Origin of the sequence: Aminobacter niigataensis, from assembly GCF_946995915.1 — a bacterium.
GTDB classification, from domain to species: domain Bacteria; phylum Pseudomonadota; class Alphaproteobacteria; order Rhizobiales; family Rhizobiaceae; genus Aminobacter; species Aminobacter niigataensis.
In genome coordinates this window covers 2,151,702-2,166,888 of the sequence record NZ_OX341517.1, presented here as the reverse complement: position 1 = coordinate 2,166,888, position 15,187 = coordinate 2,151,702, and the positions used below count along the sequence as shown (strand labels likewise).

Genomic DNA, 15,187 nt, shown 5'->3' with positions numbered 1-15,187 from the left:
CCGGTGCGCCGGGGCGGCTTTTGCGCTATGATCGCCAATTCCTCAGGGAGCGATGCGAGATGAGCGATCGCGGCGGCTACGGCCAGTTCTGCCCGGTTTCGATGGCATCCGAGGTGCTGTGCACGCGCTGGACGGCGCTGGTGGTGCGCGAAATGCTGATGGGATCGAGCCGATTCAACGACTTGCGGCGCGGCGTGCCGAGAATGTCGCCGGCCCTTTTGTCCAAGCGCCTGAAGGAACTCGAACGCGCAGGCGTGGTCCAGACCGGGCGCGGATCGGCTGGGACGGTCGAATACCGGCTGACCGATGCCGGCGAAGACCTGCGCCCGATCATCCTCGGCCTCGGCGAATGGGGCCACCGCTGGGTGGAAAGCCAGCTAACCCTCAGGAATCTCGACCCTTCTCTTCTGATGTGGGACATGCGGCGCAACCTCAATCCCAAGCCGCTGCCGCCGCAGCGCTGCACGATTCACTTTCTGTACCCCGAAGTGGCGAAATCCCAGCAGAATTGGTGGCTGGTGGTCGATGGCGGCGCGGTCGACCTGTGCAATTCGGATCCTGGCTTCGACATCGATCTCGAGGTCAAGGGATCGCTGCGCAGCATGACGTCGGTTTGGATGGGGCTGAGCGCGCTCAGGCAGGAGCTCGATTCAGGTCGCCTCGAGGTCGACGGCGACGACAGGATCGCCCGCGCCATGCAGGCATGGCTCGGCCTCAGCAGCTTCGCGCCGATGGCGCGGAACGTACCTTAGCTCGAGGCCTTCCCCGCTTCCGCCCATGCCCGGTACTCCCGCATCAGCGGCTCGAGTTCCTCCATCGTGGGGAACTCCGCAAAGCTCCTGGCGGCACCGGTTTCGGCGAAGGCCAGCCTGGTTTTGGTGAAGGTTTCCATGAACGGGCGGAACCACGCCGTCTCCTCCAGCATGGTCGGCCGCACGTTGACGAACCAGTCGACGCCCGCGACTCGGGTGAACATCCATGTCTTGCAGTGATCGCAGAACTGGTGATGCAGGTCCTGGCCATGCCGCCCGCCGATGACGGTCTCGCCTTTGGTGACCGCAAAGCCGTCGGCCGGCACCATCGCCGTCAGCGAATAGGCCGAGGACGACATCTTCTGGCAGCCCGGGCAATGGCATGCGGCGGTGCAGATCGGTGCTTTCGACACCTCGATCTCGACCCGGCCGCAGCGGCAGGTGCCCGTGAGCGGAAGCGGAATGGACGACATGGCGGACTCCCGTCTGAAGTCGGCGATCATGCAATCCCGCCGCATCGCCGTACAGGGCCAGAGCCAGATTATCGATGCGGCGCATCGCCTGACCAAATGGAGCCTGCCTGATGCGCGGTCGGCCCTCCCCTGGGGGAGAGCCGGGTGCGTCCGATGGTCAGGCAGTGACCAATTCGCGTGCCTTGAGCAGTTCGACGCAGGCATGGGCCGCTTCGGCACCCTTGACCTTGAAGTGGTCGAAGAAGAAGCGGTGATGCTCGGCGCTGTCATGATAGTTGTGCGGGGTCAGCACAGCCGACAGAACCGGCACGCCGGTCTGGAGTTGCACGTTCATCATGCCGTCGAGCACGGCCTGCGCGACGAATTCATGGCGATAGATGCCGCCATTGACGACAAAGGCAGCGCCGAGGATCGCCTGATAGCGGCCGGTTTCGGCGAGCGTCTTGGCAAACAGCGGGATTTCATAGGCGCCGGGCACGTCGAAGACGTCGACGGCGATGCGGCCGCCGCCCGGCTTCTCGATGTCGGCAACGAAGGCATTGACGCATTCGTCTACGATGTCGGCATGCCAGCGTGCGCGGATCACGGCAACGCGGCGGGTATCGAAGTCTTTCGGGGATTGCTGATTCATGGGTCCATCCTTCCGTTTCGAACCAGAATCAGGACGCACGAGACGGAATCCCGGCAGCATGCGCCACCGCTTTCCCGTTCGTTCTCTTCCATCCGGACTATGACCGTCGGCTCCGGAATCACACCGGATCTGCTGACCTTCCCGTTGCCGGAAAGCGCTCGCGGGCTTGAGTTCGAAAACCCTTACCGCCGGTGGGGACTTTCACCCCGCCCTGAGAACATTAACGCCTCCGATATGGCGGCACGGACCGGCGCTGTCAATCGCAGGAATAATAGTTTCAGCGAACTGGCCGCGCCGGATTGCCGACAACGGTGGCACCTGCCGGCACGTTCTTCGTCACCACCGAGCCGGCGCCGACGATCGCGTTGTCGCCGATCTCGATGCCGCCGAGGATGATGGCGCCGCCGCCGATCCAGACATTTTTGCCGATTGCGACCGGCCGGGCGATCTCCAGCCCGGCGCGGCGATGGACCGGGTCCTTGTGGTGCTCGGGGCAATAGACCTGCACATTGGGCCCGAACATCGTGCCGCCGCCGATGCGCACGGGCGCAGTGTCGAGGATAGTGCAGCCCGCGTTGAGGAACACGCCTTCGCCGAGATGGATGTTGAAGCCATAGGCGCAATGGAACGGCGCCTCGATACGCGCGCCCTCGCCCGCCGTACCCAGGAGCGCCTTCAGCTTGGGCGCGATGTCCCCGCGCAATGAAGGCGCAAGCGAATTGTGCTCGAAGATGGCGTTGGCAGCGGCGAGGCGCAGTGCGTCGAGCTCGGCATCGACGCAATTGTACCACGCGCCGGCGGCCATCTTCTTGCGTTCGCTCACGGCACGATCTCCTCTTCGGTACGAAGCAAAATCACAGAAGGACGAGACTGCAAAAGCTGCCATCTCTGGCCAAACGGACAGGCTGTGCTAGCCTGACGATCTGGCGGCGAGCCGGCAACTGGCGAACTGCACGACAAGAGCATTTTCGGACCAGACACATCCACGGGGGACACCGGATGATCTACCTGCTCGCGCTTCTCATCGGAATTGTTACCGGCCTCAGGGCCATGACCGCACCGGCGGCAATTGCCTGGGGCGCCTGGCTCGGCTGGCTGCCCTTGGCCGGCACCTGGGCCAGCTTCATGGGCCACTGGATCACGGTGGCGATCTTCACCGTGCTGGCGCTTGTCGAATTCGTCACCGACCAGTTGCCGTCGACCCCGAGCCGCAAGGTGCCGCAGCAGTTCGGCGCCCGCATCGTCATGGGCGCCCTGGCCGGTGCTGCGATCGGCACCGCCGGCGGCATAATGGTCGGCGGATTGGCCGCCGGCATCATCGGCGCGATCTTGGGGACGCTCGGCGGCGCGGAAGTGCGCGGCAGGCTCGCTGCCGCCTTCGGCAAGGACCTGCCGGCCGCGCTAATCGAGGACGCAGTGGCGATCCTCGGCGCCCTTCTGATCGTGAGCGCCGTCGCATGACGGCCGCCCGGAAATTCGACGCCGTCATCATCGGCTGCGGCCAGGCCGGCCCGCCTCTTGCCGGGCGCCTGACGGCAGCGGGCCAGACGGTGGCGCTGATCGAACGCAAGCTGGTCGGCGGCACCTGCGTCAATACCGGCTGCAAGCCGACCAAGACCATGGTGGCCAGCGCCTATGCCGCCCATCTCGCCCGCACCGGCGCCGACTACGGCGTTTCGACCGGCGATGTCTCGGTCGACATGAAGGTCGTGAAGGCCCGCAAGGACAAGGTGACGGTCGATTCCCGGACCAGCCTGGAAGACTGGATCGGCGGCATGAAGGGCTGCACGCTGTTTCGCGGCCACGCCAGCTTCGAAGGACCGCACGAGGTGCGCGTCGGCGACGAACTGCTGCACGGCGAACGCATCTTCATCAATGTCGGCGGCCGCGCCAACATCCCCGACATGCCGGGGATCGGCGACATCACCTATATGACCAACACGTCGATGATGGAAGTCGACTTCCTGCCGGAGCACCTGGTCGTGGTCGGCGGCAGCTATATCGGGCTCGAATTCGCCCAGATGTTCCGCCGTTTCGGTGCAAAGGTGACGGTGGTCGAAAAGGGCCTGCGGCTGATTTCGCGCGAGGACGAAGACGTCTCCGAAGCGGTCAAGGACATCCTCGAACACGAAGGCATCAAGCTGAGGCTCAATGCGGAATGCATCAGCTTCGCGCGGCATCCGGGCGGCGTGCAGGTCGGCGTCGACTGCACCAGCGGCGACCGTGCGGTGACGGGCTCGCATGTACTGCTTGCCATTGGGCGAAAACCCAACACCGACGACCTCGGCCTCGACAAAGCGGGGGTCGCCACCGACAAGCGCGGTTATGTCGAAGTCGACGACCAGCTCCGGACCAATGTCCCGCATATCTGGGCGATGGGCGACTGCAACGGCAAGGGCGCCTTCACCCACACCTCCTACAACGACTTCGAGATCGTCGCCGCCAATCTGCTCGACAAGGACGAGCGCAAGGTCAGCGACCGCATCGAGGCCTACGCGCTCTACATCGACCCGCCGCTCGGCCGGGCCGGCATGACCGAGACTGCGGCGCGCAAGTCGGGCCGCAAGGTGCTGGTCGGCCAGCGACCTATGACGCGGGTCGGCCGCGCCGTCGAAAAGGGTGAGACACAGGGCTTCATGAAGATCCTCGTCGACGCCGACAGCAGGGACATCCTCGGCGCATCGGTGCTGGGCACCGGCGGCGACGAGGCGATCCACGCCGTGCTCGACCTGATGTACGCCAGGGCACCAATCGAGACACTGCAGCGCGCGGTCCACATCCACCCGACGGTTTCGGAGCTGCTGCCGACGATCGCCATCGAACTGAAGCCACTGGCATAGGATCGACCCATCCCAAGGTCGGGATGGGCCCTGGCCTGTTGGCTATTCGAAAGCCGCCCTCGCCTTTGCCTCAAGCCATTCGGCCATCTGGCGATACGGCACCGGACCGTAGCTGATGCGGGCGACGCCAAGCTTGGCGAGCTTGGCCTTCGGCGGTACATGCGCGAGCGCGATGATGTTGACCGGCAACTCGGCCTCGCGGCAGAGCCGGCCGATCAGCTTCTCGTCACCGAGACCCGGTGCAAAGAAACCGTGCGCGCCGGCCTTGGCGTAGGCGCGGGCACGCTCGACGGCCTCGTCGACGTGCTTTTCGCCGTGGGTGTCCGGCTTGTTCTTGAGGAAGACGTCGGTGCGGGCGTTGAGGAAGGCCGGCACGCCCGAAGCCTTGATCGCACCGGCTGCCGCAGCCACGCGCTCGGCCTGCAACGCTGTGTCGTGCAGCCCCTCGCCGCCGACGACCTGATCCTCGAAATTGAAGCCGATGGCACCGGCCTCGATGGCGCGCGAAACCGTCTTGGCCACCTGCTCCGGCACGACGCCGTAGCCGCCCTCGAGGTCCATCGTCACTGGCAGGTCGACGGCCGCGACGATGCGCCTGATATTGTCGAGGGCGACGTCGAGCGGAATCTTCTCGCCGTCGGCGAAACCGAAGGCAGCGGCCACGGGCCAACTGCCGGTGGCAATCGCCTTGGCGCCGGCCTTGGCCACGATGGCAGCACTGCCGGGGTCCCAAGCGTTGTAGAGCACGACGGGATTGCCCTTCACATGCAGGGCGTGGAAGGCTTTCGCCTTGTCGGTCTGGCTTGTCATGGAATCTTCCTCGCAGGTTCGGGAGGTTTACAGCCTAGCAGCGCGGCCCGGCTTCGCCATGGCGCAGAACGCGATATCAAGGTGGCCAGCACCCTCAGCCAGCGTCCGGGTCAGCGCTCAGCAGCCGCCCCTCGAGCCGCTCCAGCAAGCCGACGGCGATCTTGAGGCCCGCGTCGTCTTCGCCGGCGAGCAGATCGGTACGCAGACGCTCGAGAATGCGCTCGATCTCGACGACGCGGGCACGGCCCGCATCGGTCAGGGACAGGATCTTGGCGCGCCGGTCACCGGGGTCGCCGACCCGGACGACCAGGCCGTCAGCCGCCAAGATATCGACGATACGCACCAGCGACGGGCCCTCGAAGCCGAGATGGTCGGCGATCACGCCTTGGCGGATGTTGTCGCCTAGCCGTGACAGCGTCACCAGCGGCATGGCGGTGGCGTGCGACAGCCCGCAATCGTCGAGCGCGCGGTCGGCGGCGTGCCGCCACAACCGGGCAACCGATACCAAATACTTGCCGAAACTGGCGCGATCGGTGGCCCCATTGGACATTGCCGAAAGATAACATACTATCTATTAGGATGCGATCAGATTCTCGCACGACGCATCGTGCCTGGCGAAGACCAAAACCGGTTTTCGCCTCGACGATGCGCAGGCCGCCACGGGCGGCACCGGTTCCATGCGGACGCAGGGCGAGGAAGCGCCCGCACAGCACCGGCATGACGATCGCAGCCGTCGTCGCCCACAAGGGCGGTGGCGATATGTTCAATCTTCACAGGTAACTACAAATGGCAGAACAACGGACAAGCGGAGGCAGCGGCGGCTGGCTCCTGGTTCTCTTCGGCCTGCTCATGGTCATCATCGGCGCGCCGCTCGTTTATGGCGGCGTCCAGCTGATCGGCCTGGGCGGCTCCTGGTATTACGCACTCGCCGGCCTCGGCGTCATCGCCTCCGGCATTCTCTATGCGCTGCGCCGCAAGCAGGGACTGTGGCTCTACGCCATCGTGTTCCTGGCGACCGTCGCCTGGGCGATCTGGGAATCCGGCTTCGAATTCTGGCCGCTCGTGCCACGCCTCGTGGCGCCCGCCGTCATCGCCATCCCGGCGCTGCTCCTGGCTCCGCTGTTTCCGTCAAGCAAGGGCAAGCGCGCTCCCTTCGCGCTCGCCGGCCTGCTTGTCACGGCGCTGGCCGCAACGGCCTTCTATGCATTCACGCCGCATGGCGTGACGCGCAACGAATTTGCCAAGGAGCCCGCGCCTGCCGTTCCCCCGGCCGCTGCAAGCGCCGGTGACTGGCGCTATTACGGCCGAACGCCGGCCGGTACGCGCTATGCCCCGGTCGACCAGATCAACCGCGACAACGTCAACCAGCTCGAAGTCGCCTGGACCTTCCGCCATGGCGACACCCCACAGGGCTCGGCGCAGGACCAGAGCACACCGCTCTTCGTCGGCGACACGCTCTACACCTGCTCGCCCAACAACATCGTCCACGCGCTGAACCCGGACACGGGCGAAGTGAAGTGGAAATACGATCCCAAGGCCAAGTCGCCGCTTTGGCAGCGCTGCCGTGGCGTCAGCTACTACGAGCCGGCACTGGCTCCGGTCCAGGCCGAAGCCCCGGCGCCCACCGATCCGTTGGCCCCGACCAGCGTTATCGCGCCCGTGGCCCCCGCCGCCCCGGTATCGAACGCCTGTGCCGCCCGCATCGTGATGACCACCATCGACGCCCGCCTGATCCAGCTCGACGCCAAGACCGGCGAACTGTGCCAGGACTTCGGCAATGGCGGCATCGTCGATCTCAAGCAGGGCATGGGCGAGATCAAGGACGGCTTCTATTTCCAGACCTCGGCGCCCACCGTCATGCGCGACCTGATCATGGTCGGCGGCTGGGTCTGGGACAATGTCGAGACCGGCGAGCCTTCGGGCGCCGTCCGTGCCTTCTCGGCCCGCACCGGCGAACTGGTCTGGGCCTGGGACCTCGGCAACCCCGCCATCACCAAGCTGCCGCCGGAAGGCGAGAGCTACACGCGCGGCACGCCGAACGTCTGGTCGACGCCGGCCTATGACGAAGCCCTCGGCCTCGTCTACCTGCCGACCGGCAACGCCACCCCGGACTTCTGGGGCGCCCACCGCAGCAAGGCGGCCGAGGAATATTCGGCCGCGGTCGTCGCCCTCGACATGGACACCGGCAAGGAGCGCTGGAAGTTCCAGACCGTGCACCACGACATCTGGGACTATGACGTACCCGCCCAGCCGGCACTCTATGACGTGCCAGACGGCAAGGGCGGCAAGACCCCTGCCCTGATCCAGCTGACCAAGCGCGGCCAGATCTTCATGCTCGACCGCCGCGACGGCAAGCCGATAGCCGAAGTCGAGGAACGTGCCGTGCCGCAGGGCGCGATGGAAGGCGACTGGACGGCGCCGACCCAGCCTTACTCGGTGGGCATGCCGTCAATCGGCACCGAGCCGTTCACCGAGGCGCGCATGTGGGGCGCGACGCCCTACGACCAGCTTTATTGCCGCATCGAGTTCAAGAAGCTGCGCTATGACGGCGAGTTCACGCCGCCGAGGACCGACCGCAGCCTGATCTACCCGGGCTACTATGGCGGCATGAACTGGGGCAGTGCGGCGATCGACGAGGCCCGCGGCCTCTTGATCGTCAACGACATCCGCATGCCGCAGTTCGTGCAGCTCATCGCCCGCGAGGAGGCCGACAATTATGGTGGTTCGGCAGCGCATGACGGCCTGTCTCAGCAAAAGGGCACGCCCTACGGCGCGTTGAAGAACGGCTTCATGTCGCCGCTCGGCGTTCCCTGCCACCAGCCGCCCTACGGCACGATCAGCGCGGTCGACCTCGAGTCGCGCACGCTGGTCTGGCAGGTTCCGGCCGGCACGCTCGAGGACACCGGCCCCCTCGGCATGAAGACCGGGATGCAGATTCCGATCGGCATGCCGACGCTCGGTGGCCCCGTTGCCACCTCGGGCGGCCTCGTCTTCTACGCCGGCACGCAGGACTACTACCTGCGCGCGATCGATGTGGAGACCGGCGAGGAATTGTGGAAGGGCCGCCTGCCTGTCGGCGCCCAGGCCACGCCGATGACCTACGTGTCGCCTGAAACGGGTGCGCAATATGTCGTCATCTCGGCCGGCGGCGCCCGCCAGTCGCCCGATCGCGGCGACTATGTGGTCGCCTACAAGCTGCCCAAGACGAACTGAGTTCTGACGGCATCGACACCGGAAGGGGCGCCCAGGCGCCCCTTCTTCATTTCTGGCCGACGAAGGCTGTGGAGGCACGCCTGATCGGCAGGCGCCAGCCAAGCTTGACGCCGAGCGTCGCAACCGCAATGAGCGCCATGCCAACGCCTTGCGCCAAGCCGATAGGATGATCGTAGATCGCCCAGTCGATGATGATGGCGACGACCGGATAGATGAAGGTGAGCACGCCGATGACCGGCGTCGTCAGCCTGGGATAAGACGAAAACATCATCACATAGGCAATGCCGGTGTGCAGCACCCCGATGCCGGCCAGCCAGCCCCATGAGGCGGGCGCGATGTCACTGGCGAAATTGGCGAAGGGCGCGAGCATGACCACGCCGACCGCCGTCTGGCACAACACCGTGACCTCCGGCCGCTGCTCGCCCAGGCCCTTGGCCAGGATCGTCACCACCGCGTAGAGGAAGGCGCCGCCGAGCGCCATGGCGATGCCGACCATCCAGGTCGTCGTGACCGGATTGTCCGAGACGACGAGGCCGCTGGCCAGCACGACGCCGAAGAAGGCAGCCGCCATCCAGGCGACCTGGTCGGCGGTGATGCGCTCCTTGAGAAACAGCACCCCGATCAGCACCACGAAGAACGGCTGGATGTGGTAGACGATGGTCATCACGGCGATCGAGGTCTTGGCGAAGCCCGCGAAGAACGCCGTCCAGCTCAACACCATGCAAACGCCGCAAAGCGCAGCGCGTCCGAGGCGGCCCCAGGACAGCGAGCGATCAGGCAGGTAACCGCGCACGAGGCACCAGGTGCCGAGGAACAGCGAGCCGAACAGGCAGCGCCAGAACACTGTCGTGACCGGGTCGACGCCGGCCTCCGTGACGAAGGCGCCGACGGTGCCGGCAATCGCCATGGCGACGGCGAGGTTGAGGGCGGGAAAGCGGGAAGCGTTGATCATGCTGGTCTTCCTTGGCGATGATCAAGCAAGCCCGCATTGACGATTTCATTCAAACGAATAGATTTGGCAAACCCTATTCGAAATACTGATACTGCCATGGCCTTGCCGCTCGACCTCGACCTGCTCAGAACGTTTGTCGCCGTTGCCGACAGCGGCAGCTTTTCCCATGCCGCCTCACGGGTAGGGCGCAGCCAGTCGGCGATCAGCATGCAGATGCAGCGGCTGGAACAGACTGTCGGCAAGCAGCTTCTGGTCCGCGGCCCGCGTGCGGTCCTGCCCAACGCCATCGGCGAGGAGCTTCTGGTCTATGCCCGCCGGCTGCTGAAACTGTCCGACGAAGCCTGGGCCAGCGTCACCCGTCCCGAGGAGGCCGGCAGCGTGCGGCTCGGCGTGCCCGACGACTACGCCGCCTTCCTGCTGCCGCCGGTCCTGTCGCGCTTTGCTGCCGCCCACCCGCTGGTCAACGTGGAACTGATCTGCGAGCAGTCGACCTCGCTGGTGAAGACCTTCGCCGACGGCCGGCTCGACCTTGCCATCATCACCCGCGGCCCCGAGCAGGCGATCGAGGTGCTGCAGCGCGAGCGCCTCGTCTGGGTCGCCTCGCCCAACCATGTCGCCTGGGAGATCGACCCCCTGCCCGTCGCCCTGTTCGAGCCGGGCTGCGTGGCGCGCAAGAGCGTGCTGCAGGTGCTGGGTGCGGCCGACCGATCGTTCCGCTGCACCTATTCCAGCGCCAGCCTGCTCGGGCTCATCGCCGTGGTTCAGGCGGGATTGGCCGTCGCCGGCCTCGCCCAGCGCAGCGTGCCGCCCAGACTGCGCGTCATCGGCGAAGCCGAGGGCCTGCCGCCGCTGCCCGAGATGGAGATTGGCATCCTGCGCAACCCGCAGACCGGCAATTCCGCGGTCGAGCGGCTCTACGAGTTCCTCCGCCGCGACCTGACACAGCAGTCCTGATGTAAGCCGGCTTGCTGCCAGCGAATGGCTGCCATGCACAGCACGCATTGCTGCAATGCACCAACATCGCTTGTGCCGCGAGCGACTTGAGGAAACTGTAGACCTAAATCGTTTCAGCCTCCCCCGAGTCCGACATGCCCTTGCCGATCCTCGCCCTGGCCGTTGCATCCTTTTGCATCGGCACCACCGAATTCGTGATCATGGGCCTGTTGCCCGAGGTCGCGGCCGACCTCGGCGTGTCGATCCCGGCCGCCGGCCTGCTCGTCACCGGCTACGCCCTCGGCGTGGTCATCGGCGCCCCCATCATTGCCGTGGGCACGGCAAAACTGCCGCGCAAGCCGGTGTTGATCGGGCTTGCGATGATGTTCGTACTCGGCAACCTGCTCTGCGCCATCGCCCCGACCTACTGGACGCTGATGATCGCCCGCGTCATCACCGCCTTCGGCCACGGCGCCTTCTTCGGCATCGGCTCGGTGGTGGCGGCAAGCCTGGTGCCGGCCAACAAGCGCGCCAGCGCCATTGCCCTGATGTTTGCCGGCCTGACGCTCGCCAACATCCTCGGCGTGCCCGGCGGCACGGCACTGGGCGAGGCCTTCGGCTGGCGCATGACCTTCTTCGCCGTCGTCGCCATCGGCCTGATCTCGGTCGCGGCCATCGCCTTCCTCGTGCCGGCGGGCGTCGCCCCTCCCGGCAAGGGTGGCGTGGCCAGCGAGGTCAAGGTGCTCGGCAAGCTGCAGGTGTGGCTCGCCATGATCATCTCGGCGCTCGCCTCGGGCAGCCTGTTTGCCGTCTTCACCTACATCAAGCCGATCCTGACCGACGTCACCGGCGTGTCGGTTGCATCGGTCACCTGGATCCTGCTCCTCTTCGGCGGCGGCATGACCATCGGCAACATCATCGGCGGCAAGCTGGCCGACTGGAAGCTGATGCCGACTGCCATCGGCGCGCTGGTGGTGATGGCCGCGATCCACGTCGCCTTGGCCCAACTCGGCTATTCGGCGCCCGCCGCGATCCTGCTTATCTTCCTCTGGGGCGTGATGACCTTCGTCATCGTGCCGCCGATGCAGATGCGGGTCGTCGAAACCGCCTCGGAAGCGCCGAACCTTGCAGCGACGCTCAACCAGGGCGCCTTCAACGCCGGCAATGCCGCCGGCGCCTGGGCCGGCGGTGCCGCGATCTCGATGGGCGTCAGCTATGCCGACCTGCCTCTCGTCGGCGCGGCGATCGCACTGTCCGCCTTCGGCGTCGCGCTGTTTTCCTTCGCGCTCGACCGGCGTGACGCAATTCAGCAGGCGGCATGACGCTTTAGCGATTGTCAGCACTTCGCAGCTGCTGTAGCCACCTCATTGATGGTTCCTGCTGCCTGACTCGGGCAGCGGATTAAATGGGAACACGGTGAGACGTCCCTGACGCGAAACCGTGGCTGCCCCCGCAACTGTGAGCGGATAGCAAATCGGAAAATGCCACTGGCCAAACGGCCGGGAAGGCTCCGAGGAGTGATCACCCGCAAGCCAGGAGACCTGCCATCATCCGATTAACTCAACCGGCCGGGGTGTGCCGCGGAGATGATGATGGTTGCGACTGCCTTTTTCCGTACCGGCGCGCTCACCGGATCGTTCTGCCACCTCCGCCTGACTGCGGAGACAGGGCATGCTCGATCGCGTCCACGCCGCTAGCCGCCTTGTAGGCACCACCCCGGCACTGCTCGAACTCGACGGCGTCAGCTGGGGGCCGCGCGCCTCCAGGCCTATCCTCGAGCCGGTGACGCTTGCGGTCGCCCCGGGCGAAATGCTCGCCATCGTCGGCCCCAATGGCGCCGGCAAATCGAGCCTGCTGCGCTGCCTCTACCGCTACCACAGGCCGATCTCGGGAACGGTCCGGCTGGATGGCACCGACATCTGGACGATGAAGCCGCGTGACTGCGCCCGCCGCATCCCACCGTGCTGCAGGAAAGCGCCTCCGACTTCGGCCTGACCGTGGCCGAGATCGTCGAGCTGGGGCTGACCCCGCACGCAACCGGCATTCGCACCGGCGATCAGGACTACGACCAGGTCGAGGCAGCGCTTGCATTGCTCGGCCTGACCGCGCTCGCCGCGCGCGACTTCAACTCGCTGTCCGGCGGCGAAAAGCAGCGCGTGATGATTGCCCGCGCGCTGGTGCAGCGGCCCGATCTGCTGATCCTCGACGAGCCGACCAACCATCTCGACATCCGCCACCAGCTCGAAGTTCTGGAGCTGCTCGGCAATCTCGGCTGCACCGTCATCGTCTCCCTGCACGACCTGGCGCTCGCATCGGCCCATGCCGACCGCGTGCTGGTGATGGACGCGGGCCGCGCGGCGGCTTGCGGCAGGCCGGCAGACATCCTGACGCCCGAACGCATCCGCTTGAGCTTTTCCGTCGGTGCGATCCTCGACGACCATCCCATCACCGGTCGCCCGCGCTTTTCCTTCCACCTCGAACGCTGACAACAACCCAAGGAGCCCCAATGCGCCTGCCCATCATCGCCGCCGCCCTGCTCGCCACCTGTGCTTCCGCCGCTGCCAGCGGCTTTCCCGCCACCGTCAAGAGCTGCAACCGCGACGTGACCTTCGAGGCCGCACCCAAGCGGGCTGTCTCCCACGACGTCAACCTGACCGAGATGATGCTGGTGCTCGGGCTCGCCGACCGCATGGCCGGCTATTCCGGCATTTCCGGCTGGAAGACGCTGGACGAGAACCTGCGCAAAGGCGTCGGCGAACTGCCGGAGCTCGCGCCGAAATACGTCACCAAGGAAGTGCTGCTGGGTGCCGATGCCGACCTGTTCTTCGCCGGCTGGAACTACGGCATGAAGGTCGGCGGCGACGTCACCCCCGACACGCTCACCCCCTTCAACATCCCGGTCTACGAGCTGACCGAGAGCTGCATCCACATCATGAAGAAGGGCAAGTCGTCGCTTCAGGACATGTATGCCGACCTGCTCAATCTCGGCGCGATCTTCGGCGTACGCGAGAAGGCGGAGGCGCTGGTCGCCGGTTACGAGAAGGAGCTCGCCGATTTCCAGGCGTCGCTGCCCAAGCTGGACAAGCCGGTCAGCGTGTTCCTCTATGATTCCGGCGAGCAGAAGCCTTTCACCGCCGGCCGCTACGCCATGCCGACGGCGATCATCGAGGTCGCCGGCGGCAAGAACATCTCCGACGACGTCGAGTCGAGCTGGGTCGAGATCGGCTGGGAGCCGGTCATCGAGCGCAACCCGGACATGGTTGTGATCGTCAACTACGGCGAGGTCACCGCCGAGCAGAAGATCGAGTTCATGCGCTCCAACCCGGCCTTCAAGGACATAACCGCGGTCAAGAACAACCGCTTCTTCGTGCTCGAATACATCGAGGCGACTCCGGGGCCGCGCAACATCGCCGCCATCAAGCGGCTGGCCGCCGCCATGCGCGCCGACTGACCGTGTCGCACCGCCACCTCGTCGCGGGGCCAAGGCACGCCCTGATCCATGCCATGCCGGCCCTGATACCGGGGCTGGTCATCCTGCTCGTCGCCGCCATGGTCATCGCCGTCGGCGTCGGTCCGGTCGCGATCCCTCTTGAGACCGTGTGGGGCGTGATCGCCAACAAGCTGGTGCCGGGAAGCGTCGAGGTGGCCTGGTCGAGCGGCCGCGAGAACATCGTCTGGGACGTGCGCGCGCCGCGCGTCATCCTGGGCGCGGCCGTCGGCGCCTCGCTGGCGCTGGTGGGTGCGGCGCTGCAATCAGTGACGCGCAATCCGCTCGCCGATCCGCATCTGCTCGGCGTCTCGTCCGGCGCTGCTTTCGGCGCGATCATGGCGCTGATCCACGCCGGCATGATCTTCGGCGCCATCACTGTGCCGGTGTTCGCCTTTGCCGGAGCGCTGGCAGCGACGGCACTGGTGCTGGCGATCGCCAACTTGGCACGGGCGCAGTCGGCCGGCCAGTTGATCCTGGCCGGCGTGGCGGTGAGTTTCATCATCAGCGCCGCCGGCAATTTGTTGATCTTCATCGGCGACCCCAAGGCTGCCCATGTCGCGATCTTCTGGATGCTCGGCGGGCTGGGGCTGGCGCAGTGGAGCCACCTTCCCTACCCGCTGGCAGCCCTCTTTGTGGGCGGCGCCTGGCTGATGACGCAGACGCGCAACCTGAACGCCATGACGCTCGGCGACGAGAGCGCCACCGCGCTCGGCATCCCGGCCCGGCGATTTCGGCTCAATGTGTTTGTCGTCTGCGCAATGTTGACCGGATGTGCCGTCGCCTATTCCGGCGCAATCGCATTCGTCGGCCTGATGATCCCGCATATCGTGCGCTTCTTCGTCGGCGGCGACTATCGCCGCGTGCTGCCGCTGTCGGCGCTGGTGGGAGCCATCTTCCTGATCGCTGCCGACATGGCCGCCCGCACGGTGATGCCGCCGCAGGACATGCCGCTCGGCATCGTCACCGGACTGATCGGAGGCGTGGCATTCGTGGTGCTGATGCGGCGCCGGACGACAAATTGAGCGTCAGTTGGTAATGCAATGCAAGACGACGCAAATCCAGTTGCACCCCCCGTTTTTCCTAGCTATGGATT

Annotated in this window: 16 protein-coding genes and 2 riboswitches; of the genes, 10 read left to right on the top strand and 6 right to left on the bottom strand. The window is 65.9% G+C overall.

Features of this window, described 5'->3' with window-relative positions:
- Positions 1 to 59: 59 nt before the first annotated feature.
- On the top strand, positions 60 to 752 hold the full coding sequence (locus O1Y97_RS10460) for a winged helix-turn-helix transcriptional regulator (RefSeq protein WP_108607259.1): 693 nt from the start codon (positions 60 to 62) through the stop codon (positions 750 to 752).
- Here the strand turns inward: O1Y97_RS10460 and O1Y97_RS10455 are convergent.
- The 3 genes from O1Y97_RS10455 to O1Y97_RS10445 all read right to left on the bottom strand — a co-directional run bounded on the left by O1Y97_RS10455 (position 749) and on the right by O1Y97_RS10445 (position 2,661).
- Positions 749 to 1,225: a GFA family protein gene (locus O1Y97_RS10455; RefSeq protein ID WP_318763958.1), complete on the bottom strand. Its 477-nt coding sequence runs from the start codon at positions 1,223 to 1,225 to the stop codon at positions 749 to 751. The two genes, O1Y97_RS10460 and O1Y97_RS10455, sit on opposite strands and share 4 nt — an antisense overlap.
- A gap of 157 nt (positions 1,226 to 1,382) precedes the next feature.
- The gene (locus O1Y97_RS10450) at positions 1,383 to 1,856 is read right to left on the bottom strand and encodes a 6,7-dimethyl-8-ribityllumazine synthase (RefSeq protein WP_318763957.1); all 474 of its coding nucleotides are present in this window, start codon (positions 1,854 to 1,856) and stop codon (positions 1,383 to 1,385) included.
- Positions 1,857 to 1,932: 76 nt separating this feature from the next.
- A riboswitch (FMN riboswitch) is annotated at positions 1,933 to 2,079 on the bottom strand.
- A 54-nt stretch (positions 2,080 to 2,133) separates the two neighbouring features.
- On the bottom strand, positions 2,134 to 2,661 hold the full coding sequence (locus tag O1Y97_RS10445; RefSeq protein ID WP_318764190.1) for a sugar O-acetyltransferase: 528 nt from the start codon (positions 2,659 to 2,661) through the stop codon (positions 2,134 to 2,136).
- Positions 2,662 to 2,855: 194 nt separating this feature from the next.
- On the opposite strand from O1Y97_RS10445, the gene O1Y97_RS10440 reads away from it, so the two are divergent.
- Positions 2,856 to 3,317 carry a DUF4126 domain-containing protein gene (locus O1Y97_RS10440; protein ID WP_108607255.1) on the top strand — a complete coding sequence of 154 codons (462 nt, stop codon included), beginning with the start codon at positions 2,856 to 2,858 and terminating at the stop codon, positions 3,315 to 3,317.
- Complete coding sequence (locus O1Y97_RS10435; RefSeq protein WP_318763956.1) at positions 3,314 to 4,696, top strand: FAD-containing oxidoreductase; 1,383 nt, start codon at positions 3,314 to 3,316, stop codon at positions 4,694 to 4,696. Before O1Y97_RS10440 ends, O1Y97_RS10435 begins: the two co-directional genes overlap by 4 nt.
- Before the next feature lie 42 nt (positions 4,697 to 4,738).
- Here the strand turns inward: O1Y97_RS10435 and O1Y97_RS10430 are convergent, their stop codons facing one another.
- Both O1Y97_RS10430 and O1Y97_RS10425 read right to left on the bottom strand, forming a co-directional pair.
- A complete protein-coding gene (locus O1Y97_RS10430) occupies positions 4,739 to 5,506 on the bottom strand; it encodes an isocitrate lyase/PEP mutase family protein (RefSeq protein WP_318763955.1) in 768 nt (255 codons plus the stop codon).
- A gap of 94 nt (positions 5,507 to 5,600) precedes the next feature.
- Complete coding sequence (locus O1Y97_RS10425; RefSeq protein ID WP_318763954.1) at positions 5,601 to 6,056, bottom strand: MarR family winged helix-turn-helix transcriptional regulator; 456 nt, start codon at positions 6,054 to 6,056, stop codon at positions 5,601 to 5,603.
- Positions 6,057 to 6,292: 236 nt separating this feature from the next.
- On the opposite strand from O1Y97_RS10425, the gene O1Y97_RS10420 reads away from it, so the two are divergent.
- Positions 6,293 to 8,719: a membrane-bound PQQ-dependent dehydrogenase, glucose/quinate/shikimate family gene (locus O1Y97_RS10420; RefSeq protein WP_318763953.1), complete on the top strand. Its 2,427-nt coding sequence runs from the start codon at positions 6,293 to 6,295 to the stop codon at positions 8,717 to 8,719.
- Positions 8,720 to 8,765: 46 nt separating this feature from the next.
- On the opposite strand, the gene O1Y97_RS10415 is transcribed toward O1Y97_RS10420, so the two are convergent.
- On the bottom strand, positions 8,766 to 9,671 hold the full coding sequence (locus O1Y97_RS10415) for a DMT family transporter (protein ID WP_318763952.1): 906 nt from the start codon (positions 9,669 to 9,671) through the stop codon (positions 8,766 to 8,768).
- A 96-nt stretch (positions 9,672 to 9,767) separates the two neighbouring features.
- On the opposite strand from O1Y97_RS10415, the gene O1Y97_RS10410 reads away from it, so the two are divergent.
- From O1Y97_RS10410 to O1Y97_RS10385, 6 genes are all read left to right on the top strand, one after another.
- Entirely contained in the window at positions 9,768 to 10,625 is an 858-nt protein-coding gene (locus O1Y97_RS10410) for a LysR substrate-binding domain-containing protein (RefSeq protein ID WP_108607250.1), read from the top strand.
- 134 nt (positions 10,626 to 10,759) lie between these two features.
- On the top strand, positions 10,760 to 11,926 hold the full coding sequence (locus O1Y97_RS10405; RefSeq protein ID WP_108607249.1) for an MFS transporter: 1,167 nt from the start codon (positions 10,760 to 10,762) through the stop codon (positions 11,924 to 11,926).
- Positions 11,927 to 11,958: 32 nt separating this feature from the next.
- Positions 11,959 to 12,167, top strand: a riboswitch (cobalamin riboswitch).
- Between the two features lie 108 nt (positions 12,168 to 12,275).
- Positions 12,276 to 12,599 (top strand): ATP-binding cassette domain-containing protein, encoded by a 324-nt coding sequence (locus O1Y97_RS10400; RefSeq protein WP_318763951.1) that lies wholly within the window; start codon positions 12,276 to 12,278, stop codon positions 12,597 to 12,599.
- Positions 12,566 to 13,090, top strand: coding sequence for an ABC transporter ATP-binding protein (locus O1Y97_RS10395; protein ID WP_318763950.1), 525 nt, complete (start codon positions 12,566 to 12,568; stop codon positions 13,088 to 13,090). Before O1Y97_RS10400 ends, O1Y97_RS10395 begins: the two co-directional genes overlap by 34 nt.
- Before the next feature lie 20 nt (positions 13,091 to 13,110).
- Entirely contained in the window at positions 13,111 to 14,055 is a 945-nt protein-coding gene (locus O1Y97_RS10390; protein WP_318763949.1) for an ABC transporter substrate-binding protein, read from the top strand.
- Positions 14,056 to 14,108: 53 nt separating this feature from the next.
- Positions 14,109 to 15,116: a FecCD family ABC transporter permease gene (locus tag O1Y97_RS10385; protein WP_318763948.1), complete on the top strand. Its 1,008-nt coding sequence runs from the start codon at positions 14,109 to 14,111 to the stop codon at positions 15,114 to 15,116.
- Positions 15,117 to 15,187 lie beyond the last annotated feature (71 nt).

What these genes read in the sequence shown, in the direction of transcription:
- O1Y97_RS10400 (WP_318763951.1), top strand. Translation starts at nt 12,276, where the DNA reads ATGCTCGATCGCGTCCACGCCGCTAGCCGCCTTGTAGGCACCACCCCG.
- O1Y97_RS10425 (WP_318763954.1), bottom strand. Translation starts at nt 6,056, where the DNA reads ATGTCCAATGGGGCCACCGATCGCGCCAGTTTCGGCAAGTATTTGGTA.
- O1Y97_RS10405 (WP_108607249.1), top strand. Translation starts at nt 10,760, where the DNA reads ATGCCCTTGCCGATCCTCGCCCTGGCCGTTGCATCCTTTTGCATCGGC.
- O1Y97_RS10390 (WP_318763949.1), top strand. Translation starts at nt 13,111, where the DNA reads ATGCGCCTGCCCATCATCGCCGCCGCCCTGCTCGCCACCTGTGCTTCC.
- O1Y97_RS10450 (WP_318763957.1), bottom strand. Translation starts at nt 1,856, where the DNA reads ATGAATCAGCAATCCCCGAAAGACTTCGATACCCGCCGCGTTGCCGTG.
- O1Y97_RS10435 (WP_318763956.1), top strand. Translation starts at nt 3,314, where the DNA reads ATGACGGCCGCCCGGAAATTCGACGCCGTCATCATCGGCTGCGGCCAG.
- O1Y97_RS10430 (WP_318763955.1), bottom strand. Translation starts at nt 5,506, where the DNA reads ATGACAAGCCAGACCGACAAGGCGAAAGCCTTCCACGCCCTGCATGTG.
- O1Y97_RS10440 (WP_108607255.1), top strand. Translation starts at nt 2,856, where the DNA reads ATGATCTACCTGCTCGCGCTTCTCATCGGAATTGTTACCGGCCTCAGG.
- O1Y97_RS10455 (WP_318763958.1), bottom strand. Translation starts at nt 1,225, where the DNA reads ATGTCGTCCATTCCGCTTCCGCTCACGGGCACCTGCCGCTGCGGCCGG.
- O1Y97_RS10410 (WP_108607250.1), top strand. Translation starts at nt 9,768, where the DNA reads ATGGCCTTGCCGCTCGACCTCGACCTGCTCAGAACGTTTGTCGCCGTT.
- O1Y97_RS10420 (WP_318763953.1), top strand. Translation starts at nt 6,293, where the DNA reads ATGGCAGAACAACGGACAAGCGGAGGCAGCGGCGGCTGGCTCCTGGTT.
- O1Y97_RS10385 (WP_318763948.1), top strand. Translation starts at nt 14,109, where the DNA reads ATGCCGGCCCTGATACCGGGGCTGGTCATCCTGCTCGTCGCCGCCATG.
- O1Y97_RS10460 (WP_108607259.1), top strand. Translation starts at nt 60, where the DNA reads ATGAGCGATCGCGGCGGCTACGGCCAGTTCTGCCCGGTTTCGATGGCA.
- O1Y97_RS10415 (WP_318763952.1), bottom strand. Translation starts at nt 9,671, where the DNA reads ATGATCAACGCTTCCCGCTTTCCCGCCCTCAACCTCGCCGTCGCCATG.
- O1Y97_RS10445 (WP_318764190.1), bottom strand. Translation starts at nt 2,661, where the DNA reads ATGGCCGCCGGCGCGTGGTACAATTGCGTCGATGCCGAGCTCGACGCA.